The sequence below is a fragment of the Hungatella hathewayi WAL-18680 genome (assembly GCF_000235505.1).
Taxonomy (GTDB): Bacteria; Bacillota; Clostridia; order Lachnospirales; family Lachnospiraceae; genus Hungatella_A; species Hungatella_A hathewayi_A.
Genome location: NZ_JH379027.1, coordinates 1,171,416 through 1,194,184 on the forward strand (window position 1 = coordinate 1,171,416; position 22,769 = coordinate 1,194,184).

General features: G+C 50.3%; 18 protein-coding genes. 16 read left to right on the forward strand and 2 right to left on the reverse strand.

The window, feature by feature from the left end; genetic code table 11:
- Positions 1 to 21: 21 nt before the first annotated feature.
- Positions 22 to 1,395, reverse strand: a complete 1,374-nt coding sequence (locus HMPREF9473_RS05345; protein ID WP_006779044.1) for a hypothetical protein — start codon at positions 1,393 to 1,395, stop codon at positions 22 to 24.
- 128 nt (positions 1,396 to 1,523) lie between these two features.
- Complete coding sequence (locus HMPREF9473_RS05350; RefSeq protein ID WP_006779045.1) at positions 1,524 to 2,489, reverse strand: AraC family transcriptional regulator; 966 nt, start codon at positions 2,487 to 2,489, stop codon at positions 1,524 to 1,526.
- A gap of 202 nt (positions 2,490 to 2,691) precedes the next feature.
- Here HMPREF9473_RS05350 and HMPREF9473_RS05355 point away from each other — a divergent pair, with 202 nt between their 5' ends.
- The 16 genes from HMPREF9473_RS05355 to HMPREF9473_RS05430 all read left to right on the forward strand — a co-directional run bounded on the left by HMPREF9473_RS05355 (position 2,692) and on the right by HMPREF9473_RS05430 (position 22,763).
- On the forward strand, positions 2,692 to 3,624 hold the full coding sequence (locus HMPREF9473_RS05355) for an ABC transporter permease (protein WP_034857997.1): 933 nt from the start codon (positions 2,692 to 2,694) through the stop codon (positions 3,622 to 3,624).
- Between the two features lies 1 nt (position 3,625).
- Complete coding sequence (locus tag HMPREF9473_RS05360; RefSeq protein WP_034858000.1) at positions 3,626 to 5,119, forward strand: sugar ABC transporter ATP-binding protein; 1,494 nt, start codon at positions 3,626 to 3,628, stop codon at positions 5,117 to 5,119.
- Between the two features lie 35 nt (positions 5,120 to 5,154).
- A complete protein-coding gene (locus HMPREF9473_RS05365) occupies positions 5,155 to 6,165 on the forward strand; it encodes a sugar ABC transporter substrate-binding protein (RefSeq protein ID WP_006779048.1) in 1,011 nt (336 codons plus the stop codon).
- Between the two features lie 14 nt (positions 6,166 to 6,179).
- Complete coding sequence (locus tag HMPREF9473_RS05370; protein ID WP_006779049.1) at positions 6,180 to 6,968, forward strand: alpha/beta hydrolase; 789 nt, start codon at positions 6,180 to 6,182, stop codon at positions 6,966 to 6,968.
- A 151-nt stretch (positions 6,969 to 7,119) separates the two neighbouring features.
- Positions 7,120 to 7,839 (forward strand): cyclodeaminase/cyclohydrolase family protein, encoded by a 720-nt coding sequence (locus HMPREF9473_RS05375; RefSeq protein WP_006779050.1) that lies wholly within the window; start codon positions 7,120 to 7,122, stop codon positions 7,837 to 7,839.
- A complete protein-coding gene (locus tag HMPREF9473_RS05380; protein ID WP_006779051.1) occupies positions 7,836 to 8,666 on the forward strand; it encodes a bifunctional 5,10-methylenetetrahydrofolate dehydrogenase/5,10-methenyltetrahydrofolate cyclohydrolase in 831 nt (276 codons plus the stop codon). The genes HMPREF9473_RS05375 and HMPREF9473_RS05380 overlap by 4 nt, the downstream gene beginning before the upstream one ends.
- 311 nt (positions 8,667 to 8,977) lie before the next feature.
- A complete protein-coding gene (locus HMPREF9473_RS05385) occupies positions 8,978 to 9,694 on the forward strand; it encodes a FadR/GntR family transcriptional regulator (RefSeq protein ID WP_006779052.1) in 717 nt (238 codons plus the stop codon).
- A gap of 86 nt (positions 9,695 to 9,780) precedes the next feature.
- Complete coding sequence (locus HMPREF9473_RS05390; RefSeq protein WP_006779053.1) at positions 9,781 to 11,217, forward strand: ABC transporter substrate-binding protein; 1,437 nt, start codon at positions 9,781 to 9,783, stop codon at positions 11,215 to 11,217.
- A gap of 141 nt (positions 11,218 to 11,358) precedes the next feature.
- Complete coding sequence (locus HMPREF9473_RS05395) at positions 11,359 to 12,249, forward strand: carbohydrate ABC transporter permease (protein ID WP_242830778.1); 891 nt, start codon at positions 11,359 to 11,361, stop codon at positions 12,247 to 12,249.
- 30 nt (positions 12,250 to 12,279) lie between these two features.
- Complete coding sequence (locus HMPREF9473_RS05400; RefSeq protein ID WP_006779055.1) at positions 12,280 to 13,107, forward strand: carbohydrate ABC transporter permease; 828 nt, start codon at positions 12,280 to 12,282, stop codon at positions 13,105 to 13,107.
- A 23-nt stretch (positions 13,108 to 13,130) separates the two neighbouring features.
- On the forward strand, positions 13,131 to 15,698 hold the full coding sequence (locus tag HMPREF9473_RS05405) for a glycoside hydrolase family 2 protein (RefSeq protein ID WP_006779056.1): 2,568 nt from the start codon (positions 13,131 to 13,133) through the stop codon (positions 15,696 to 15,698).
- A 124-nt stretch (positions 15,699 to 15,822) separates the two neighbouring features.
- The gene (locus HMPREF9473_RS05410; RefSeq protein WP_006779057.1) at positions 15,823 to 17,178 is read left to right on the forward strand and encodes a GH1 family beta-glucosidase; all 1,356 of its coding nucleotides are present in this window, start codon (positions 15,823 to 15,825) and stop codon (positions 17,176 to 17,178) included.
- Positions 17,179 to 17,198: 20 nt separating this feature from the next.
- Positions 17,199 to 18,089 (forward strand): 2-hydroxy-3-oxopropionate reductase, encoded by an 891-nt coding sequence (gene garR / locus HMPREF9473_RS05415; protein ID WP_006779058.1) that lies wholly within the window; start codon positions 17,199 to 17,201, stop codon positions 18,087 to 18,089.
- 272 nt (positions 18,090 to 18,361) lie between these two features.
- Positions 18,362 to 19,747 carry an MATE family efflux transporter gene (locus HMPREF9473_RS05420; protein ID WP_006779059.1) on the forward strand — a complete coding sequence of 462 codons (1,386 nt, stop codon included), beginning with the start codon at positions 18,362 to 18,364 and terminating at the stop codon, positions 19,745 to 19,747.
- A gap of 280 nt (positions 19,748 to 20,027) precedes the next feature.
- The gene (locus HMPREF9473_RS05425) at positions 20,028 to 21,023 is read left to right on the forward strand and encodes a LacI family DNA-binding transcriptional regulator (RefSeq protein ID WP_006779060.1); all 996 of its coding nucleotides are present in this window, start codon (positions 20,028 to 20,030) and stop codon (positions 21,021 to 21,023) included.
- 300 nt (positions 21,024 to 21,323) lie between these two features.
- Complete coding sequence (locus tag HMPREF9473_RS05430; protein WP_006779061.1) at positions 21,324 to 22,763, forward strand: ADP-ribosylglycohydrolase family protein; 1,440 nt, start codon at positions 21,324 to 21,326, stop codon at positions 22,761 to 22,763.
- Positions 22,764 to 22,769 lie beyond the last annotated feature (6 nt).

Consider the following 22,769-nt stretch of genomic DNA (forward strand, 5'->3'; position numbering starts at 1 on the left):
GCCGGGCCCGTGAACATTTCCCTACAAAATAAGACAGGCCACCAGGAAGGTACACAAAAACCCGATAAGGACAGGCGCCAGGTTCTTTCTGGCAAGCTCGATGGGGCTGATATTGCAGATAGCGGCCACCGGGATGATGCCCCAGGGGACGATAGTTCCACCTCCCACAAAGATGGCGGCGATCTGGCCCAGGGCGGCCAGCACCGGAACGGAAGCGTTGACTGCCGTGCCGAAGGTTCTGGCCAGGGCGCCGGTCAATGGGAGCCCGGAAAAGCCGGAGCCGTCCAGGCCGGTCAGTCCGCCCACAATCATCTGAATCATGGCGGTCATATATTTGTTCAGAGGCGCGTGCTGTGCCAGCCAGACGGCCCAGTCGTTCATAATGCCGTTTTCGTACCCCTTTCCGATGATTTCCGTGATGCCGGAGCTGCCCAAAAAGAAGAACGCTCCGATGATAATCACCGGGGCGAAAATGCGGATGGCGAAGAGGAAGCCGTCGGTCACGTAGTCGGTGATTTTCTCCAGAGACTGTCTTCCAAAGCCCATAATGGCGCCAAAGCACATGAGAAGAACCGCTGTTCCGGATACAATGCTGGTGGCGTCCCCGCCCTTCAAGTCAAAGGCCAGCATAAACACGATATCCGCCAGAAAGGCAAGCGGCGTGCAGACGGCCAGAACCACGGAGGCTTTGGTTGTCTTTGGCTTCTCCTTCTGACTGGCGGCAGCGCTGACCTTGAAGTCCGAATCGGCCAGTGTTTTCCGGTTGAGGAAAAATGCCGCCAGTACCGTGGTGACAGCCATGGTCAGAAAGACCGGCCGGCCCTCGCTCAACACCTGGGCGGTGGTAATGCCGGCGGAGCTGGCGGAGATAGCCGGTGCGCCCTGGATGACAAAGTCGTAGCTTAGGGCGATTCCATGCCCGAACAGATTCATAGCCATGGCCGCGGCCAGCGGTTTGAGCCCGGTCCGCACGGCAAAGGGGAGCATGATGGCGCCCACCAAAGCCACGGAGGGGGACGGCCACAAAAACAGGGAGAATAGCAGCATGGTAAAACCCAGAATCCACCAGGTAACGGGCGGATTTTTCATAATCTTTGCCATGGGCGTCATCAGCAGATAGTCACTGCCCAAATCGGAGAGACACTTGGACAGGGCGGTGACCAGCGCGATGGTGGCGATGATTTCCATAAACTGATTGGCGGCGTATAAAATGGAGGAAAATACCACCTGCACGCCTCCAATCACGCTGTGAAGCCCCACAGCGCCCAGTAAAAATAAAAAAGCGATACAGACAGCAGGAGTATCCTTCCGGCATATCATAACCGCCAATATCACAACAACCCCGGCAAGATAGAGATAGTGCAGGGGAGTAAGCATCGTAACAGTTTCCAGCATGTTCAGTCACTTCCTTTGAGAGAATATAATTTATATATATGTGAGAGTGGAGAAAGTGGAATGCCAGGATATCATATTTTCTCACATGACATCAAGGAAAAGAACAATAGGAAAGGGCCGCATCCTGCTTAAGATGGGTCCGGCCCTGTATCATGAAGAATGGCATCATGCTCTGGATTGACTAAATAGACGCCATTGTGGATTTTTAAGCTTTTGGCATATTCCCTGGGGTACATACCGGTATAGTTTTTAAATGCAGTGGAAAAGTAGTTTAAGTTGCAAAAGTTTAGCAAAGAGGCAATTTCTGTCAGGCTTAAATCTCTGGAGCGGATTAGTCCTTTCGCAGTTTCAATTTTCAACCGGTTAAAATAAGGGATAATAGAGCTTCCCGTATAAGCATGAAATGCGGTAGAAAGCGTAGTCTTGGCGCAGCCAAGATAGTTACAAAGCTGGGTAATGGTCACTTGCTCTGTCACGTGTTTCACTAGATAGTTGACAGCCTGCTGGGCCAATTCAGCCTGGCGGTTCCGGGAAAGCGCGCTTTCGGTTTCTTTTTGAGACTCCATATCCTTTAGTTCCTGAACTGCAGTCACACAAAGAAGAAGAAAGAGTTCGAGGTAATTGGTGAAAACCTGGTCGTACTCTGTGGGAGTGTTTTCCCGGCGGACCAGATAAAGGGAGTCTCTGGAATCCACCATAGCGGAGAATAACTTGGTCCCGTAGGTCAATGTTTGTGACAGCAGGTATCGCTGCTGCTCTTCCAGATGAAAAGTCTTGCCTGCCAGTGGAAGAAGCACTGGATTATCACAATAAAATGAAATAATGCACAGAGAGGTATCCTGTGTCAAATCGGCAATATGCCGGTGATATTCCATTGGGGGATGGAAGGTGATTTGGCCCTGAGCCAAAGGATAAAGAGTTTTACTGGTCTTGACCTGAAGGCACCCCCGGTCTACATATACAAATTCCCAAAAGTCGTGGGCTTCTCCCCTTGATACAAAATCCTGATTTAAATCACTGTAAAAAGCACTGACAACCTTCTGAATGTGTAAGGAATGGGTCAGGGTTTGTGCAATAAACTGTTTCTCATCCATGGAAAACCTCCTGTTTTTCTTATTATAGTAGAGTTGAACGATTATGTAAATACTGTGAACTAATTTATATAGAATGCATGAAAAAACAATGGTAGAATGTGAATGTCAGGGTAAAACAATCAAAATAAAGAAAAGAATGATTGTACAATTTTACAAGAAGAGAGTTTCGGAAAAGGAGGAGAAGGTAGTTTGAAAAAAACAATTGGGAACTTTTTCAAAAGAGTATTCCGCAGTGATTGCGATACTTGTGATGGGGGTCTTTTTCTCCCTGATGTCGCCTTATTTTTTGACAGGACAGAATTTAAAGAACATTTTGCTGCAATGTGCGGCTTTAGCCATCGTGGCAAGTGGCCAGGCCCTGATCGTAATCAGTGGAAATTTGGATTTGTCTCTTGGGCAATGTGTCTGCTTTAGCAGTGTAATAGGGGCGTATCTGATGCGGTTTGTGGGAGTGAATCCATGGGTGGCCATTTTTTGTGCCTTGATAGTGGGATGTATGGTAGGGTTGTGCAATGGCTTGTTAGTTGCTTATATTGGCCTGCCGGCTTTTATCGCTACACTGGGAACCCAGATGGTTTGTCAGAGCTTTTCCAAAATCATCACCAACGCAACCCCTATTGCCAGGCTGCCAAAGGAAATTGCATTTTTAGGCAGGGGATATTTGGGACCGATTCCTATATGCGTGCTGATTATGCTGGCCATCTACGCGGTCGTCCAGTTTGTGTCAACAAAAACAAGGCTGGGACGCAACATTTTCGCTATCGGCGGTGGAAGTGAAGCGGCGTACTTTGCCGGGATACCTACAAAACGGTATCTTTGCATCACCTATGTCATTGGTGGTCTGCTGGCAGCTGTAGGAGGTGTGCTGTTGATGTCTCGTCTGGATTCGGTCTCCATTTCAAATGGCAGCCAGTATGAGTTTGATTCCCTGATTGCATGCGTGATTGGCGGGTTGTCAACCACAGGGGGAAAAGGCAGAGTGGTAGGTGTTTTGTTTGGAACTATTTTTTTAATCATGTTCTTTAATGGGATGACGATGATGGATGTAGAGCCATTTTACCAAAACGCTATCAAGGGGGCAGTATTAATTATTGCCATCACGGCAGATGTGCTGCGGAATAAAAAGAAAAATTAGGATGGGGGTGGAAGCAGTGGAAGATATCATATTACAGGTGCGGGGAATCACGAAAGAGTTTCCGGGCGTCAAGGCCCTTGATGATGTGACGTTCTCTGTGAAACGGGGAACTATCCACGCCCTTATGGGAGAAAATGGAGCAGGAAAATCCACATTGATAAAAATTCTGGCGGGAATTTATGTAAACTATCAGGGAGAGGTGGAACTGGATGGCCAGATATTAAAGCTGAAAAGTCCGGCGGATGCCCAACGGCTGGGTATCAGTGTGGTTCATCAGGAGTTGAAGCTGTGTGAGACCTTGTCCATCACGGAAAATATCTTTCTGGGAAATCTGATTTACAAAAATGGCCTGGTGGATTGGAAAGAGATGCACCGGTTAGCCGGGGAAATGATAGGCAGTCTGGGAATGAATCTGAAGGTGGAGCAGCTGGTGGATACCCTGAGTGTGGCGCAAAAACAGATTGTGGAGATATGCAAAGCTGTCAATCATAACTGCAAACTGCTGATTATGGATGAACCATCGGCCACTTTGACAGAAAAAGAACTGGATGTCATGTTTGACATTATGGATAAGCTGGTAAAGTCCGGGGTGACTATCATTTATATTTCCCACCGTATGGAAGAAATTTTTCATCTGGCAGATGATATTACCGTTTTGCGGGACGGCCAATTTGTAAAGACCTTGAGGGCGACAGAATGTACCAGACCACAACTTATCAACCTGATGGTGGGGCGGACTGTAGAGCAGGAATATCCAAAAGAGCAGATTCCTCTTGGTGAGATTGTTTTGGAGGTGGAAAATCTGACACAGAAAGGACGGTTTGAGGATGTGTCTTTCACATTAAAAAAAGGGGAAATCCTTGGCTTTTCCGGTTTAGTGGGAGCCGGAAGGACGGAAGTTATGCTGGCGCTGCTGGGGCTTACCAGGCCGGATCGAGGGACGGTGCGGTTGAAAGGGAAGACGATAGTCAACCGGAATTTTCGGGATGCCATTGCCAGGGGATTTGGACTTATTCCGGAGGACAGAAAGAAGCAGGGGCTGGTTCAGATTGACAGTGTCAGTGAAAATATCTGTATGTCAAGTCTTGGAAAGATTATGCGTGGAGGCATTATCCAAAAGAAACTGGAGCGATGTATCGCCCTGAAGTATGTAGACATGCTTTCGGTGGCAACCCCGGATACAGATACGGAGGTTCAGTTTTTAAGCGGCGGTAACCAGCAGAAGGTGGTGATTTCCAAGTGGCTGCTGGCAGACAGCGAAATCATTATCATGGACGAACCTACCAGAGGCATTGACGTGGGAGCCAAAAGTGAGATTTACCGCCTGATGGGGAACTTGGTAAAACAGGGGAAATCTATTATTATGATAAGCTCGGAAATGCCTGAGATTATCGGGATGTGTGACCGGATTGTGGTGATGTATAAAGGCCATAAGGTAGGAGAGCTGGAAGGAAAAGAAGCAACGCAGGAACATATTATGGCGCTGTGCGTATAGGCAGCGAATGGCGAGGAGCAGGAAAGGAGATTGATATGAGAAAGAACGGTATGGCAGGAATCATGATAACGGCGGCTTTGGTTTTGGGGCTGTTGGCAGGTTGTGGACAAAAGGAGGCTGCTGGCAGCGCAGCCAAAGCAACAGATGCTGGAAGTGTGGCAAAAGCGGAGACTGGAGAAGCACAGGGGAAGAATTTGCGGATAGGCGTCTGTCTGTTTACAAAAAATGATGAATGGCTGGCGGAGATATCGGACCAGTTTGAGAGCCAGGGGACCAAAAAGGGATATGAAATAAGTGTCCAGGATGGCAATCAGGAAAATGAAAAACAGATGCAGCAAATTGAGAATTTTATTGCAAAGCAGTATGATGCCATTGTGGTGTCAGCGGCAGATGTGGAGGGGATATTGCCGGCAATTGACAAGTGTCAGGAGGCTGGGATTCCGGTGATTGCAATTGATACACCGATTGAACATGAATGGGTGTCTACCTGTATTTCCTGGGATAATTATGCCACAGGAAAAGCGCTTGGGGAGTATGCGGTTTCTTATATCCAGGAGCATTTGAAAGAGAAGGAGGAGGTACATGTGGTACTGATAAATGCGCCGGTCTATCCTCATCTGGCTGCCAGGGATGAGGGATTTAGAGAAGCTTTGAAGGCGGAGCCAAAGGCAAAAATTATTGTGGAGCAGGAATCTCCGGGAAGCCGTGAGATAGCAGCCAACATTATCAACAATAATATCGCTAAGGGGATAGATATGGTTTATGGCGTGGTTGACAATCATGCATGGGGAGCAGTGACAGCGCTTGAAGAAGCCCAGGCTGAAGCCTGCTGTGTACTTTCCTGTGGAGGTTATGGTGAGGAGCCGTTTACGGCGCTGGAGCAGGATCATCCGTATTACAAAGCGCTTATCGTTGTTCCGCCACAGAATGTGGTGACAGATTCCTTAGATGCTGTGGAAAAAATCCTGAACGGGGAGACCGTGGATAAGATTACCAATATTGAGTTTGGTTTAGCCAGTCACGAGACCGTGGAAAATTATAAATAAGAGGAGAATCTGCAATGTCATTTTTACACTTATCACTTACATCACAGATTCTGGGAACGAAGACGGATGTGAATATGCTTCTTCCTGACGGTATGGAAGACAGGAAGGTTCCGGAGGAGGGGTATCAGGTCCTCTATCTTCTTCATGGTTATATGGGGGATTACAGTGATTGGATACGGAATTCCTTAATTGAAAACTATACGGCGGGAAAGCAGCTTGTGGTGGTAATGCCGGATGGAGGGAAGAGTTTTTATACGGATATGGTGGCGGGAGACCGTTATTGGACGTATTTGTCGGAGGAACTGCCTAAACAGATGAGCGCCTATTTCAAGATTTCAGAGAGGCGGTGTGACCATTTTGCGATGGGATTGTCTATGGGAGCTTACGGGGCTCTGAAGCTGGGGCTGGCCCACTCTGACAGTTTTCAGGCTGTCGCCGGATTTTCTGGTGTAGTGGATGTGGCAAAGTTTTGGATGAGGCTGAAGGAGGAGGGGAATCTTATTCCGTTCTGTACGGTTTTGCCGGATTTTGAAGCTATTTTTGGGAAGATGGAGCAGATTAGGGGGACAGAAAATGATTTGTACCATCTGCTGGAGGGGGTGTGCAGGGAAGAATGTCCGGATATCCAGCTATACTGTGGCACAGAGGATTTTCTATTAGAGGACAACCAGAGGTTTTATCAGAGGATGGCAGATAAAAAACTTCCTTGCAGTCTTGAGGTTTTTGAAGGGGGACATGAATGGGAGTTTTGGGGTAAGGCGTTAAAGAAGGCATTTGAAGTATTTCCGTTTCGAAAGTATTGACTACTGGAATTGGCAGCTTTTTTCATTCCTTTTTAGTGATAGCGGTAATTTTCGTGGAAAAGATAGAGAGAACATGGTAAGATAGAGAAAGAAATGTTCCGGAAAAAGCGGAAAAACGTGTAATTGGACAGGGGTAAAGGAGGTTACCGACATGATAAAAGAGATGGGAATTCAGGAGTTTACCGACGCGCTGTCGTCGAAACAGCCAACTCCCGGCGGAGGCGGCGCGTCGGCGCTGGCCGGTGTGCTGGGGACGGCGCTGGGACTGATGGTGGGGAATCTGACCGTGGGCAAGAAGAAGTATGCAGATGTGGAGGAGGATGTGAAGGCGGCCATGGTTCGTCTGGAGCAGATGCAGGCGAGAATGATGGAACTGGCTGACGAGGACGCCAGAGTCTTTGCGCCGCTGGCAGCGTCCTACGGACTGCCGGCGGGGACCGAGGAGGAGAAGGCGCATAAGACTGAGGTGATGGAACGATGTCTTCTGGACGCGACCCTGGTGCCTATGGAGATTATGGAGCAGGGCTGTGACGCCATGGCGATTCTGGAGGAGTTAGAGAAAAAGGGCAGTGTGATGGCGGTCAGCGATGTGGGCGTGGCCGTTCAGTTTCTGCGGACAGCCATTACGGGCGCGATTATGAATGTCTATATCAACACGAAGTCCATGAAGGACAGGGAGCAGGCCGGACGTTTCAATGAGCAGGCGGCAGAAATGCTGGCGCGGGGAACGGAAGAGGCGGACCGAATCTATAACCGTATTCTGGAGCGGCTGGGCGGCAGCAATAGTGGCAAATACGGCAATAACAGTGATAACAGCGACAACGGCAGCAATCACGGTAATATCAGCAGGAACGGAGGGAGCGGCCAATGATAACATTAAAAGGAGCAGAGGTTTCTGTAAAGATCAAAGAACAGGTACAGGAGATTCTGGCGGGCCATGACGGTCCGGCGCCGAAGCTGGCTATCGTCCGGGTGGGGGAGAATCCCGACGACATGTCCTACGAGCGCGGCGCCATGAAGAAGATGGAGGCATTCGGCCTGCGGGTGCAGTCCTATGTATTTCCGGCGGACATGGAGGACGGGGCATTTAAGGAGGCGTTCAAGGCCATCAACGAGGATGAGGATGTGAACGGAATCCTGCTTCTGCGCCCCCTTCCCAAACAAATCTGCGAGAAGGACATCGAGAACATGATAGACCCCAGGAAGGATTTGGACGGCATTTCCCCGGCCAATATCGCCAAGGTATTCGCGGGGGATACGGAGGGCTTCGCCCCCTGCACGGCGGAGGCGGTCATCGAGGTGCTGAAGGCCAATGAGATTCCCATCTCCGGCAAAAAAGTGACCATCGTGGGCCGCAGCATGGTGGTAGGCAAGCCGTTATCGATGCTGATGTTAAAGGAAAATGCCACCGTCACCATCTGTCACACCCGCACCGCGGATTTGCCGTGTGAGTGCCGCCAGGCGGAGATTCTGGTGGCGGCGGCCGGCCGGGCGAAGATGTTAAACGGCGATTACGTGGGCCAGGATGCCATCGTGATTGACGTGGGAATCAATGTGGACGAGAACGGAAAGCTGTGCGGCGACGTGGACTTTGACACCATCACGGACAAAGCCTCCATGGCGACCCCGGTCCCCGGCGGCGTGGGAGCCGTGACGACAGCAGTGCTGGCAAAGCACCTGGCGCGGACCATCCGGTAAATCAGGAAACATAAAATCAAAGAAGGTTGTACCAATGTGGCAGTGTGCGCCACCGGTACCACCTTCTTTTTTGTTCGTCCATCCCCATTGCTTAGTAATAATAGATAAAGAACGATGTCGATATTTGTCGTTTGTCACGAAAATGTAGAAAGGATATTGACATATTTGGTTTGCAGATTATAATATCAGATATAAGACATCTGATGAGTTAATATCAGATAACTGATTACATAAAAGTTTATCAAAAAAAGTTATCACAGGTTGTCACAGAAGTATCCGGCAGCCGGATACCATACCAGGAGGTGAGGAGAATGAACGACGGCACGATATTTTCTTCGGTGCAGGACAGAGACAAGCTGTCGCATCTGGTGCTGAACAGCATCAAGGAAGCGGTAGTCCAGGGACGTTTGAAGCCGGGAGATAAGCTGCCGGGTCTGGCAGATATGGCGGAGGAGATGGGAGTTGGAATTTCTTCTGTCAGGGAGGCGATTAAGATGCTGGAAGCGCTGGAAGTGCTGGAGTCAAAACAGGGGAAAGGTGTTTATGTGTGCAGTGGACTGAGTCCGGGGGCCATCAACCCGCTCTCATTACAGTTGATTCTGATTCCGCAGTCGACGGAACATCTGGTACAGTTTCGGGAAATGTATGAGAGTGCATTTACCATGCTGGCCATGAAGAACGCCACGGAAGAGGATTTGGCAAGGATGGAGAAGATTGTGGTGGAGCTGGAGAAGAAGACGAAGACCCAGGGGGCCGATTCGGAGGATGAGATGGTATTTCACAGCTGTGTCCTTCAGTGTACCCACAACCCGTACGTCATCCGTACCGGGGAGGCCATGCTGGAAGTATTTCTGTCAACGATACCGACCTGCGGCGGGATGGCCGACGATTCCGGCATTGCCCGGGACCACAGAAAAATATACGAGTCCATCAAAAATCACGATGTGGACAGTTTGAATCAGGTTTTAAAAAAAAGTTTCGATGGCTGGGGGATACGGCTATCTGGTCAGGATTTTTACGAATCGTAATCAGGGATTTTACAGAACGTATAGAAAACGATGGGGTGTAGCAAACAGAGGATAGATTCGCACTATTTACGAGGAGGAGAAGGGAAATGAAATTAAGAAAGACAGCAGGAATTTTAGGACTGGCATTGTGTTTGACGGCTTGTTCCAGCCCGGCGGGGAACCAGGCGGATACAACCAGCGGTGGACAGACAACCGGTGCTGCCGTGGAGAGCAGCGGCAGTGGAAGCGGGGAAGCTGTCAGTGAGATGTCGGGGACATTGAAACTGACGGGACCGGGATTATTTACCACGGTGGGGGAAAACGGCGCGGTAGATTTGATTACCGGGGTGAAGAAACCGGGATATGAAGTTGTGGTGAAGCGCTGGAATGAACTGTATCCCAATGTGAAGCTGGAGATTGAGCCGATTCCGTGGGATAACTGGAAGGCCGTTATGCAGACCGCCGCGCTGAGCGGGGATGTGGATGTGCTGGTGCACGGGGCGTCGTTAGTTACTATCTCGGAGCCGATGACCGAATTCTTCAAGAAGAACCCGGAGGTGGAGGACTTAATCAGCATGCCTTCCGTCAGAAAGAACGAGCAGGACGCACCGATGACCGAGTATGTACCCTACGGCATTACCGTGACGGTAAACCCGGTGGTGATGGTGTTAGACAAACGGATTTTCGAGCACTACGGGGTGGAGTTGCCGGATTCTAACTGGACCTTTGACGACATTGTGACACTGGCGGAAAAGACCACCGGCAAGGACCCGGTGACGGGAGAGAATACATACGGCATCAGCCTGCTGAAGGCATCGGAGAGCAACAAGAACTGGCTGTGGGCGGCCAGAGGGTTTAACGCCAACATTTTCCAGTTCGGGGAGAAGATGAAGGACACCAAAGTGGATTTCACCATGGACAAAGCGGTTCAGACGATTGACTACCTTCAGGAGCTTGCCAAGTACACCAGCCCTGATTACATCGAGGGCCTTGACCTGGAGAAAGCCTACAAGGAGAACAACAATCTGGCCATGGTGTTAGCGGAGGAGTCATACAGCGTGTACAATCAGATTAAGACCGCCGGCCTGGCAGACGATTTTATGTTTTTACCGCTTCCCAAAATTGAGGATGGCGAGTTTAAGGGTATCACCGCCAGCCATATGGGCGACTGGAACATGTCAGTCTGCAACACCAGCAGCAACAAGGAGATGGCGGAGGAATTCCTGAAATTTATGGTAACCGACCCGGTGGTACAGCAGTGGCTGGCGGATACATACTGCATTCCCAACAACCTGGAGGGCTTAAAGCTGTTAGACGGGGCTATGGAACCGGCTTACTATGACGCGATCAATGAAATTGTGACCACCTGCCCGAAGGCATTCAGCGCTTCCATCAATGACTGCTGGGACAGCACTAACTTCGGTACCTTTGCAACGGACGTCACCTCAGCTTTAAACGAAGTGTTTGTCGGCAATATGGATGCGGAGAAGGCGACGAAGCAGGTACAGGCTAATCTTGATGAATTCTTAAAATCACTGCAATAACTGAGAGAGAGGAGCATATTTGCAGGAAATATGCTCCTTTCCTGTCTGACAGACCTGTGTGGGGAACTACACAGATATTCGTGAAATGAAACACAGAAAGGAATTTATATGCATAAGCAAACAAAGTTAACAAGACCTTTTGTGAAAAAGCAGTTGACCTGGTATTCCTTTATTATCGTCAGTATCATTACGCTGCTGGTTTTAAGTTATATTCCCATGATGACGACCATCAAGTACAGTTTCTATGATGTCTCGATGCTAGGATTTGGTGAAAAATTTAACGGGCTTACCAATTATAAACTGCTTTTAAATAACAATTCATTTTTAAAATCCCTGGCCAACACCTTCATTCTGGCGTTCATGGGGTTGCTGTCGATTCCGCTGGGATTTATTCTGGCGTCTTTGATTAACGGTATCGGGAAAGGCATCTGGCAGGGATTTTTCCGGGTTGGGTATTATTTTCCCAACATTATCACCGGCGTCAGCGTGATTCTGGTGTTCCAGGTGGTGTTAAAGACCAACCACGGTATGCTCAACAGCCTTCTGTCCTTTCTCACCGGACATGAGGTGGCGATTGGATGGCTGTCGGATTCTAAATATGCCCAGTTCGGCGCCACGATTCTGTATGTGTGGCAGAATCTGGGGTATTCCATGCTGATTAATCTGGCAAACCTCCAGTCGGTACCCCAGGAAATCTATGAGGCGGCGGAGGTGGATGGGGCCAACGGGCTCCAGCGCTGGTTTTACATTACCATTCCACAGATGAAGACCTGTTTTGCATTTTTATTCATTACGGGTATGATTAACGGTCTGGCAAGATTTACGGATTTGTTTATCATCGGTGGAAACAGTCCATCCGGACGTCCGGGTGGGACATTGCAGACAATTTTGATGTTTATATATCAGTTCAGTTTCGAGAGCCCGCAGTATGGAATCGCGTCGGCCGGTGCCATGATTCTGTTTGTGATTACCTTTATCGTGACGGCGGTGAATCTGCTGACAACCGGATTTTTCAAGAAGGAACAGGGCTGACATGCACGGAGAAGAAAGGATAGGTAGATTATGAAAGCAAAGAAGATCAGAAGAGCAGCCATCATTGTGGGGCTGACAATCTTTCTGCTGATAGAACTGGTGCCGTTGTTCTGGTGTATTTCGCTATCGTTTGACAGGGAAGCGCTGTCCAGTCTCCCCGCATTTTCCCTGATTCCGAAAACGCCGACGACGTTCAATTACAGTGTGGCGTTCCAGAGTATTCCGCTGGTCCGGTATTATCTCAATACCATATTTCTGACCACGGTGAATACGGTGATCGGTGTGTTTTTCGCGCTGATGTGCGGGTATGCGTTTGCCAAGGGGGACTTTGCCTTTAAGAAGTTCTGGTTTTTGTTTATGATGGCGGTTATGATGATTCCCTTTGAATCCAGGATGGTTCCGCTGTTTTTACAGTACAAGAAGTGGGGACTTGTGAATACTTATATTCCGCTGATTGTGGGGAATTTCGCCTATGTGTACGGTATATTTTTTGCAAAGCAGAATATTGAGGGGATTCCGGATTCTCTGAGGGAATCGGCTTATATTGATGGGGCTGGGGAGTGGAGGATATTCTGGCAGATTATCGTGCCGCTGTCCAAGCCGTTGATAGCGACGCTCAGCATTCTTCAGATTTTGAGCAACTGGAATTCTTATCTGTGGCCGTTAGTCATTATCAGGGACCAGTTAAAGCAGGTGATATCCGTGGGAGTCGCCATCTTCAATGCACAGCAGGATGCGATATTCTATGGGCCGAGAATGGCGGTTGCGGTAATCAGCGCCATTCCGCTGACGATTGCATTTTTGTTCCTGCAGAAGAATATTGTGCAGAGTATTGCGGTCAGTGGAATCAAGCAGTAGGACAGACAGTGGGAGGACGATAGATGAACCTATTTAAGATGGAATTGAAGGACTGGCGGGTGGGAGAGTATCCCGCAGGCGCGCCGGATGGGACGACGCCGGAGGTGCCGGAGGAGTGGATTTCGGCCAGTGTGCCAGGGTGCGTCCAGTATGATTTGGTGGAGCAGGGACGGCTTGACAATCCGTATGCAGGTACGAAAGGGGCGTTTGACGCGGCCTGGGTGGCGAAGAGTGACTGGCTGTATGAGACGGTGTTTGACCGGCCTGATGGGCTGGAGAAGATGGCCCACGTGATATTGAAACTGTGGGGGATTGACACATTCTCCGAGGTGTGGCTCAACGGCAGTCTGCTGGGGGAGACCGTCAATGCGTACCGGAGCTACGAGTTTTCCATCCTGCCGGAAATGCTTCTGGAGAGGGGAAACCGGCTTCAGATTCGGGTCAAAGCCCACGGGAGAATGGTGGAGGACAAGCTGGAGGCGGCGGAGTGCCTGACCTGCGGGAAAGAGACGGAAGGACTGCTGGGGAAAGCGCTGATCCGGCGGTACCAGAGGAGTTTCTATACGAATTCCAGTCTGCTGAATGTGGGGACCGGGGTTCTGGGAATCGGAATCAACCGGCCGGTGGAATTGTACGGCTATCCAGGAAGATATCTGACGGACGTGGCTTATACCACGCGGGAGATTGGGGACTGTGCGGAGGGAAGTATCTGCGTGTCGCTGAATCCGGCTGGGGAAGACGGAGCTGACCAGGCGGAGAAAACGGCTGAGGAGAAATGTGCTGTCCAGGCGGAGAACCTGGCTGGGGAGGAAGTCGTTGTCAAGGCTGAGATTCTGGACGGGGAGAAGACCTGCGTCTGGGAGACGGAGTATGTGGCCGGGGAAGAGACGACGGAGACCGCAGTGCGGATTGAGAACCCCAAACTCTGGTGGCCGAGAGGATACGGAGAACCGTATTTATACACGCTGAAAGTATCTGTGTGGGAGAATGGCGTTCAGACGGACGAGAAGATCATCCAGATTGGCATCCGGACGGTGAGACTGGTACAGAGAACGCCGTCGGGAAAGAAGACATTTTACATAGAAGTCAATGGACAGAAGATATTTGTGAAGGGCGAGAATTACATCCCCATGGATTACTTAAAGGTATATGGCAGCAGGGAGCAGTACGACAACCTGTTCCTTCTGACGGAGCAGCAGCTGGTCAACACCATCCGCATCTGGGGAGGCGGAGCCGTGGAGGACGAATCCTTCTTCCGTGAATGCGACAGGAGGGGAATTCTCATCTGGCACGATCTGTTCCTCCACAGCAATGTGTACCCGGATTACGATCCGGAGTTCGTGGAGAACTACAAGGAGGAGGTGAAGGGTGTCCTAAAGACCATCCGCTCCCATCCCTGCATCTGCCTGGTCTGCGGTGGAAATGAGCAGCAGGAGGGCTGGGATGAATGGGGCTGGAAGCAGGACAAGGAGCGCTTTTTCGGGGAAACGCTTCCGAGAGTCCACACACCCGTCCTGGTGGAAGAATTGTGTCCCGATATTCCCTATATCTACAATTCGCCTCATGGCGGCAGTCTGTGCCAGTCTCCGGCGGAGGGGGACAGCCATTGCTGGGGAAATTATTATAACTCGTTTAAGGACCCGCTGTTTGTGACGGAGACCTGCTGGACCACGGAGAGCTACTCCAGACCGGAGACGCTGGAATCGTGTATGGGCATGGATTTGACCGAGTATGAAGGAAAGGGCTGGGCGGATAAATGGAATCAATTTACCTCCCTGCCAACCTTTAACCGGAGACCGTTCAGCAGCTGGTTTGAGACGGACTCCCTGAGGGGTTATCTGCATGCGCTGGAGGTGGAGCAGGCCCGTGCGGATTATCACGCGCTGAGCCAGCTGCGGTTTACGGGGCCGTCCAACCATGGAATCATCTACTGGTCCTTCAATAAGGGGGGCCCGCTGTTCCAGTTTGGCTGTGTGGATTATGGCGGACGGCCAATGATGAGCTATTATGTGGTGAAACGGCTGTACCAGAGCGTTGCCATTTTCCCATACCGGGAATTTAAGGACGTCAGGGTGCTGTTATCCAATCATTTGACTTGTGAGGCGGAGGTCTGTGTGGAGGCATTTCACATGAACCGGGCTGGGGAGGTGCTGAACCAGTTCCGGGCGGAGACGGTGTGCCCGGCGGGGGAGACGGTGCTGGCCCTGCTGCTGGAAGGTCTCTATGAGCAGGTGCAGGAGCGGACGGAGGAAACCGTGTTTGTGAGAGCCATCATGGACGGTGTGGTAGTCTCGGAGGATTTGCTGCTGTTTGCACCTTACGGGGAGCTGCAGGTGGATTCCAGACCTATGGATGCCCGGATGGAGAAGACGGGAGAGCGGGAATGGGAGCTGACGGTTCACTCCGAAGGCATTGTGCAAATGGTGGAGATTGAGTGTGACAGGAAAATGGTCTGCGAGGACAACTATTTCCCGATGATGACGGGCGAAAGGAAGACTGTCAAGATGATACTGCTGGAGGAATGTGGTGGACGTCAGCCGGAGTTCCTTATCAGGAAGCTGGGGGAGAAAAACAGCATTAAGCTGCATTAAACAGTATCGAGCGGTATGAAACAGCATTAAGCTGCACAAAACATTGTCAGGCCGTGTGAAATGGCATTGAGTTGTACGAAACAGCATGTAACCGAATTATGTACATATAAAAAAAGGAGAGCATATGGGATTTTCAAACGATTTTGTATGGGGTGTTGCGACAAGCTCCTATCAGATAGAGGGAGCGGCATTTGAGGACGGAAAAGGGCTGTCCATCTGGGACACTTACAGTCATGAGCCTGGAAAGGTATTTGAGGGCCATCACGGCGATGTTGCCTGTGACCACTACCACCGGTACAAAGAGGATATCCGCCTGATGGCAGAGCTGGGAGTGAAGGCGTACCGTTTCTCGGTTTCCTGGCCCAGAGTGCTGCCGGAGGGAACCGGTGCGGTGAATGAGAAGGGAATTGCTTTTTACAGTGATTTGGTTGACGAGATGCTGAAATACGGGATTACCCCCTATCTGACTCTGTACCACTGGGATATGCCCTACGAACTGTACAAACGGGGCGGCTGGCTGAATCCGGACATGCCCCGCTGGTTTGCGGAGTACGCCGCGCTGATTGCGGAGCGTCTTGGCGACCGGGTGAAGAATTATATGACATTTAACGAGCCACAGGTATTCATCGGCCTTGCCTTTGTGGACGGCGTTCACGCGCCGGGACACCGCTATACCCGCCAGGAAACCCTGCTGATGGCCCATCATGTGATGCTGGCCCACGGTCTGGCGGCCCAGGCCATCCGGGGAAAGGTGGCGGACGCCAGAATCGGCTACGCGCCAACCTCCAATGTGCCGGTGCCGGTTACCATGGAGGAGCGGGATGTGGAGGCGGCCAGAAGAGCCTACTTCGAGATGCCGGAAAATGGAGACTGGTCCTGGAACACGGCCTGGTGGAGCGACCCTATTGTCCTCGGACATTACCCGGAGGACGGGGTGAAGATACTGGAGAAGGATATGCCGAAAATCGGCCAGGATGATATGAAGATTATTCATCAACCGCTGGATTTCTACGGCCAGAATATCTACCGTGGAGAGCCGGTGCGGGCTGGGGAGGACGGGAAAGCCATCCATGTTCCTTATCCGGAGGGAAGTCCCAAGACGGCCATCGGCTGGCATGTGAATTTTGACTGCCTCTACTGGGGAACTAGATTTTTGTATGAGCGTTATCAAAAACCGATTTTCATCACGGAAAATGGAATGTCCAGCCACGACTGGGTGCATCTGGACGGAAAGGTACATGACCCACAGCGGATTGATTATCTCCAGAGACATTTGCAGTGGCTGAAAAAGGCGGCAGAAGAAGGCGTGGATATTGCCGGGTATTTCCAGTGGAGTTTTATGGACAATTTCGAGTGGGCCAGAGGATATCATGACAGATTCGGAATTGTCTATGTGGATTACCAGACCCAGGAGCGGATACCGAAGGATTCCTTCTACTGGTATCAGCAGCTGATTCGGGAAAATGGTGAGAACTTGTAGGGGAAAGATGAGGTTGAGAGATGAAAATCGGATTTATCGGTTTGGGAATTATGGGTAAACCAATGGCAAAGAATTTATTGAAGGCTGGTTTTGAGCTGGTGGTCTGTGATGTAAATGAAGCCGCGGTTCAGGAGGTTGTCTCCTGCGGCGCGTCCAGAGCGGAAAACGGCGCCCAGGTGGCGGCCCAGTGTGAGGCCGTCATTACCATGGTGCCGAATTCTCCCCAGGTGAGGGCGGTGGCTCTCGGAAAAGGGGGGATCATCGAGGGGGCAAAGCCGGGAACGGTTCTGATTGACATGAGCTCCATCGACCCCACGGAGAGCCGGGCCATCGGCGCGGAGCTGGCAAAGAAGGGAATTGAGATGATGGACTGCCCCGTATCCGGCGGGGAGCCAAAGGCCATCGACGGCACCCTGTCCGTGATGTGCGGCGGCAAAAAAGAACTGTTTGACAAGTACTACGACATGCTGATGGTGATGGCCGGCTCCGTGGTCTACGTAGGAGAGCTTGGCTCCGGCAACGTGGCAAAGCTGGCGAATCAGATTGTGGTGGCGGTGAATATCGCGGCGGTGTCCGAGGCGCTGACCTTTGCAAAGAAGGCGGGGACAGACCCTGAACTGGTCTACCAGGCCATCCGAGGCGGTCTGGCCGGCTCCACGGTGATGGACGCCAAAGCGCCGATGATGCTGGACGGCAATTACCAGCCGGGCTTCCGCCTGGAACTGCATATCAAGGACCTAAATAACGCGTTAAACGCGGCTCATGCCGCCAGCGCACCGGTGCCGCTGACCGGACAGCTGATGGAGATGATGCAGAGCTTAAAGGCAGCTGGCTGTGAGCGGGAAGACCACTCGGCGCTCGTCAAGTATTATGAGAAAATTGCCGGCGAGACGGTTCGCAGGAACGATTAGTATTTACAGTTGACATTTGATGCAGATACTTTTATAATGTAAAGAACGGAAAAAAATCAGCAGTATTTTTCTTCGGGGACGGTGGAGACATTGTCCCCGAATTTTTGTACTTTTTTCATATCATAGGAAAGTACTCTATGATATGAAACCCTCCGGGGGATGCGCACTTCGCGCTAAAGTAGTATGGTTGCTGGAGCAACCGCGCTTCGGCGCGAGAGTCTGCCGAGGCAGACTCTTTATTACTAGTTTATTACAAAGGAGTAGGTGTATTTATGAATCAAATGACAGAACAAAAGGGAAATCCGTTGGGCTACGCGCCAATCGGGAAGCTGCTTGCAAAGTTCGCGCTGCCGGCTGTGGTATCCATGCTGGTCAACGCGGTTTACAACATCGTTGACCAGATTTTCATCGGCCAGGGCGTCGGTTATCTGGGAAACGCGGCGACCACGGTGGCGTTTCCGGTTGTGACGATTATTCTGGCGGTGTCCACGCTGCTGGGCGCCGGAGGAAGCGCTTATGCGGCGATTAAGCTGGGAGAGAAGCGGGAGGAAGAGGCGGAGCGGACGCTGGGCAACCTGTTCGTGCTGCTGACCGGCATCGGTATTCTGGTGGCGGTTCTGGGCCTGGTGTTCTTAGACCCGATGCTGCGGCTGTTTGGCGCTACGGACAGCGTGATGGAGTATTCCAGACAGTATACATCCATTATCCTGTTAGGAACCCCGTTCAATATGCTGGGTGTGGGACTTTCCAATATGGCGAGAACGGACGGAAGTCCCTCTCTTTCCATGTACAGTATTCTGGCGGGTGCCATCCTGAATACCATCCTGGACCCGATTTACATCTTCGTATTCCACTGGGGTGTGACCGGTGCGGCGATTGCCACCATTACCTCCCAGATTATCTCGGCCGTGGTGCTGATGGTGTATTTCCTGAAGAAGGGCAATATGCGGCTGAAGAAGAGAAACTTAAAGCTGGATGGCGTTATCTGTAAGAGTGTGGCGACGCTGGGCATTTCCAGTGGAATCACCCAGGTGGCTTCCACCATTTTACAGATTGTGCTGAATAACTCCCTGGTGTTCTACGGGGAGCAGAGCTATGTGGGCGGCGATGTAGCGCTGAGCGCCATGGGAATTGTGAACAAGATTGGTATGATTCTGGTATCCATCTGTATCGGCATCGGTATCGGTTCCCAGCCGATTCTCGGCTTCAACAAGGGGGCCCAAAAATTCGACCGTATCCGCCAGACTTATCTGCGGGCGGTGGGAATCGCCACGGTGGTGTCGGTGATTGGATGGGCCCTCTGCCAGCTGTTCCCGTATCAGATTCTGACCGTGTTTGGCAAGGCGGACGCCAACTTCACGGAGTTTGCGGCGAAGGCTCTGCGGGTTTACATGCTGGGTATCTTCACCGCCGGTTTCCAGGTAGTCTCCACCAGCTATTTCCAGGCGACAGGACAGCCTATGAAGGCGTCGATTCTGTCCATGTTAAGACAGTTGCTGGTGCTGATTCCCATGATTCTGATTCTGCCGCTGTTCTTCCAGTTAGACGGTATTTTGTATGCCGGACCGGTGGCGGATATCAGTTCCGCGGTGGTGGTTTCGTTCTTTGTTGTGTATGAGATGAAGAAATTGAACCGGGTGATTGGAGAGAGTAAATAAGATAGCATTTTGCATACGAAATTGGAGCGTTGTTCTATAGCTGGGTACCCGGCTATAGAGCAGCGCTCCATTTTATTTCCGTCACTTTAGATTTGTAAAAGTGCACAAAGTTTTCATACGATTTTTATACAAATAATCAGTAGACAAACCCTGCATGCGTTGATATTATAAGGACATCAAAGTTAGGTAAACGTTTACCTACAACGTTTACCTAAGAAATTTACCTAGATTCACGCATTTGCTATTAACATATGGACAGCAGAAAGGAGAAGATTAGAAGTTGAAAAAAGTAACGATGAAGGACATTGCCCGGGAGGCAGGTGTTTCTATCACTACCGTTTCCAAGATATTGAATAACGTGGACATGCATATCAGCGAGGCAACCAGGGAAAAGGTTATGGGTCTTGTTAAAGAGTACAACTACATCCCCAATCAGATTGCCAAAGGACTGCGCAGGAACAACAGCGATACCATAGGTGTTGTCACTTACGATATCTCAGATCCCTATGTATCTGAAATTGTGAGAGGAATTGAATCTGTCTGCAAGGCAAACCGTCTTGGCGTCATCATCTGCAATACAAGCCCGGAAAAAGAGAAGGAGCTGGAGGATCTTCAGTTTCTGGGGTCTAAGATGGTGGACGGAATTATTTTCCTTCGCTCTCTGTCCCCAAAGAATGAGGAATGGGTCTCCAACATTAAAACGCCCATCATTGTTGTAGACCGGGAATTATCCATGCATATCCCGGATATGGGGATGGTGGATTCCAGTTCCGTTGACGCAATCTATCAAGCGACACAATTACTGATCAGGGAAGGCTGCCGCAAAATATCCTACATCGGTCCGTCTCCCGAATTGCGTTCCAGCAACCGTATAGAGGGATATCGAAACGCCTTGAAGGACAACGGGATTACCCTTGATGAGCAATTCGTGTATCAGAAGGGCGCGTTTAACCCTGAGACCGGAATGCAAGGGGCTGCCAGTCTTTTTACCGGAGCAGGGATTGATGGTGTTGTGTGCGCCAATGACCTGATTGCATCAGGCGTGCTCCTGACGCTAAACAGGAAGGAGATTCGTGTTCCGAAAGACGTGAAAGTGATTGGAATTGATAATATCCCCATTTCACAGTATTTAATCCCGCCTCTCACAACCGTGGATTTGCACGGTTATCAGGTAGGCAATGAGTGTGCGGAAATGCTCATATCCAGAATCCGGGATGATATTCCCTTATCCCAAAAACTCATTGACTGTGAAATTGTGATGAGGGAGTCAGTTTAATCGATGAAACAAAAGATAATCAGGCTTTGTGAAAGAAGCCGGAAAGGAGAATATCGTGAGTTTGTTGTTAAAAAGGCACTCACTTTGGGGGCGGGGGCCATAACCGGACAATAAAAAGAAAAACCCCCAAGGATACATAATTACAGGTTCGCCAACCGCAAATACATATCAAAGGAGGTATCCAAAAATGGACAAATATAGTTTACCATAAATTGTGCAGTAATGTAAGTATAAAAGTATAACATGTAGTTTATTAACCGTTATGAATCATAAAGGAAATTCCAGAAGGGAAAATAGAATATGAAACATTTTATGGAAAATGATACGTTTGGACTGTATACTGCACGTGTGTATTATGACTGGCAGCAGGCGAGGGATGAAGGCCGTGATGTTGCCCATTTAAAGGAGGTTTGTCAGGCAATACAAAAAAGATTTTACGCTGACGACCGGCAGGTCACTCTCAATGATTACCAGCTTGCCTGCGCTCTGGAAGAACAGCTGCGGACAGCCCCGGTATTGGAACACAATAAGTATGTGGAGCCTTCAGATTACGAAGAAATTTTAAGAGAAAGACCTGACATTCACAGAGAAGCTTCCGCTATTTCAGATGAGGATGTGAAACGATGCATTCTCGGAGGATGGACCGGCAGAGTGGCCGGCTGTCTTCTGGGCAAGCCACTTGAATTTTGGAAGCGTGAAAACCTTAAAAATATGCTGGCCGAAACAAAAAATTATCCGGTTACCCGTTACGTATCCACACAGGATTTCACCCCGGAGATGGTTAAGAAATATAACATTGTGACAGGCACCCCATTAAACAACCAGCCATGGATTGATGAGCTGGAGGGTTACGCTCCCGTTGACGATGACACCAACTACACCGTACTGAACCTCAAGGTTATGGAGGTGTTCGGATATGATTTTGATCCCGGTGATGTGTTATATGCATGGCTCAACTGGCTTCCGGCGGGCGTGTGCTGCACAGCGGAGAGAGTAGCCTACAAAAATGCGGTGGAAGGCTTCTCAGCCCCCACAACCGCAACATTCCAGAACCCTTTCAGGGAGTGGGTAGGCGCTCAGATCAGAGCGGAGGTCTTTGGCTGGGTCAACCCCGGCAATCCTGAGGCAGCGGCCGAGGCGGCTTATAGGGATGCCTGTGTTTCCCACACAAGAAACGGAATCTATGGGGAAATGTTTGTTGCCGCTATGGTAGCCGCCGCTGCTCGTACCACAGATATACGAGAAATTATTCAGGCCGGGCTGGGAGAAATTCCCCAAAAATCACGGATGGCACTGGCGGTACAGTCTGTTCTTGAGGACTATGACAGCGGGATGACCTATGAGGACTCCCTGGAAAAATTACATAAGCTTCACGATGAAAACAATATCTTTGAATGGTGTCATGTGATACCAAACGAGAAAATCATCGTACTCTCCCTGCTGTATTCCGGCGGAGATTATTCACGGGCGATCGGAAATTGTGTACAGTTTGCGTTTGACACGGATTCCAATGCCGCTATAGTCGGTGCTGTGATGGGAACCTTGCTGGGGCCGGAGGGAATTGACGAAGCATGGACCAATCCAACCGGAGGTATGCTGGCCAGTTCCGTGCTGGATGAGCATATGAACAGCATAAGCCAATTGGTTGATCGAACCATGAAGATCATGAAACGGGAGATTGAGCCGGACCAGAGACTAAAACGCCGCTATGATTACAATGAGAGCTTCGACATAGAGTAGAGTTTG

Bases quoted from the DNA above. Each gene is read 5' to 3' on its own strand.
- HMPREF9473_RS05370 (WP_006779049.1), top strand. From the start codon at position 6,180: ATGTCATTTTTACACTTATCACTTACATCACAGATTCTGGGAACGAAG.
- HMPREF9473_RS05350 (WP_006779045.1), bottom strand. From the start codon at position 2,489: ATGGATGAGAAACAGTTTATTGCACAAACCCTGACCCATTCCTTACAC.
- HMPREF9473_RS05365 (WP_006779048.1), top strand. From the start codon at position 5,155: ATGAGAAAGAACGGTATGGCAGGAATCATGATAACGGCGGCTTTGGTT.
- garR (WP_006779058.1), top strand. From the start codon at position 17,199: ATGAAAATCGGATTTATCGGTTTGGGAATTATGGGTAAACCAATGGCA.
- HMPREF9473_RS05420 (WP_006779059.1), top strand. From the start codon at position 18,362: ATGAATCAAATGACAGAACAAAAGGGAAATCCGTTGGGCTACGCGCCA.
- HMPREF9473_RS05405 (WP_006779056.1), top strand. From the start codon at position 13,131: ATGAACCTATTTAAGATGGAATTGAAGGACTGGCGGGTGGGAGAGTAT.
- HMPREF9473_RS05380 (WP_006779051.1), top strand. From the start codon at position 7,836: ATGATAACATTAAAAGGAGCAGAGGTTTCTGTAAAGATCAAAGAACAG.
- HMPREF9473_RS05345 (WP_006779044.1), bottom strand. From the start codon at position 1,395: ATGCTGGAAACTGTTACGATGCTTACTCCCCTGCACTATCTCTATCTT.
- HMPREF9473_RS05410 (WP_006779057.1), top strand. From the start codon at position 15,823: ATGGGATTTTCAAACGATTTTGTATGGGGTGTTGCGACAAGCTCCTAT.
- HMPREF9473_RS05400 (WP_006779055.1), top strand. From the start codon at position 12,280: ATGAAAGCAAAGAAGATCAGAAGAGCAGCCATCATTGTGGGGCTGACA.
- HMPREF9473_RS05390 (WP_006779053.1), top strand. From the start codon at position 9,781: ATGAAATTAAGAAAGACAGCAGGAATTTTAGGACTGGCATTGTGTTTG.
- HMPREF9473_RS05385 (WP_006779052.1), top strand. From the start codon at position 8,978: ATGAACGACGGCACGATATTTTCTTCGGTGCAGGACAGAGACAAGCTG.
- HMPREF9473_RS05430 (WP_006779061.1), top strand. From the start codon at position 21,324: ATGAAACATTTTATGGAAAATGATACGTTTGGACTGTATACTGCACGT.
- HMPREF9473_RS05360 (WP_034858000.1), top strand. From the start codon at position 3,626: ATGGGGGTGGAAGCAGTGGAAGATATCATATTACAGGTGCGGGGAATC.
- HMPREF9473_RS05375 (WP_006779050.1), top strand. From the start codon at position 7,120: ATGATAAAAGAGATGGGAATTCAGGAGTTTACCGACGCGCTGTCGTCG.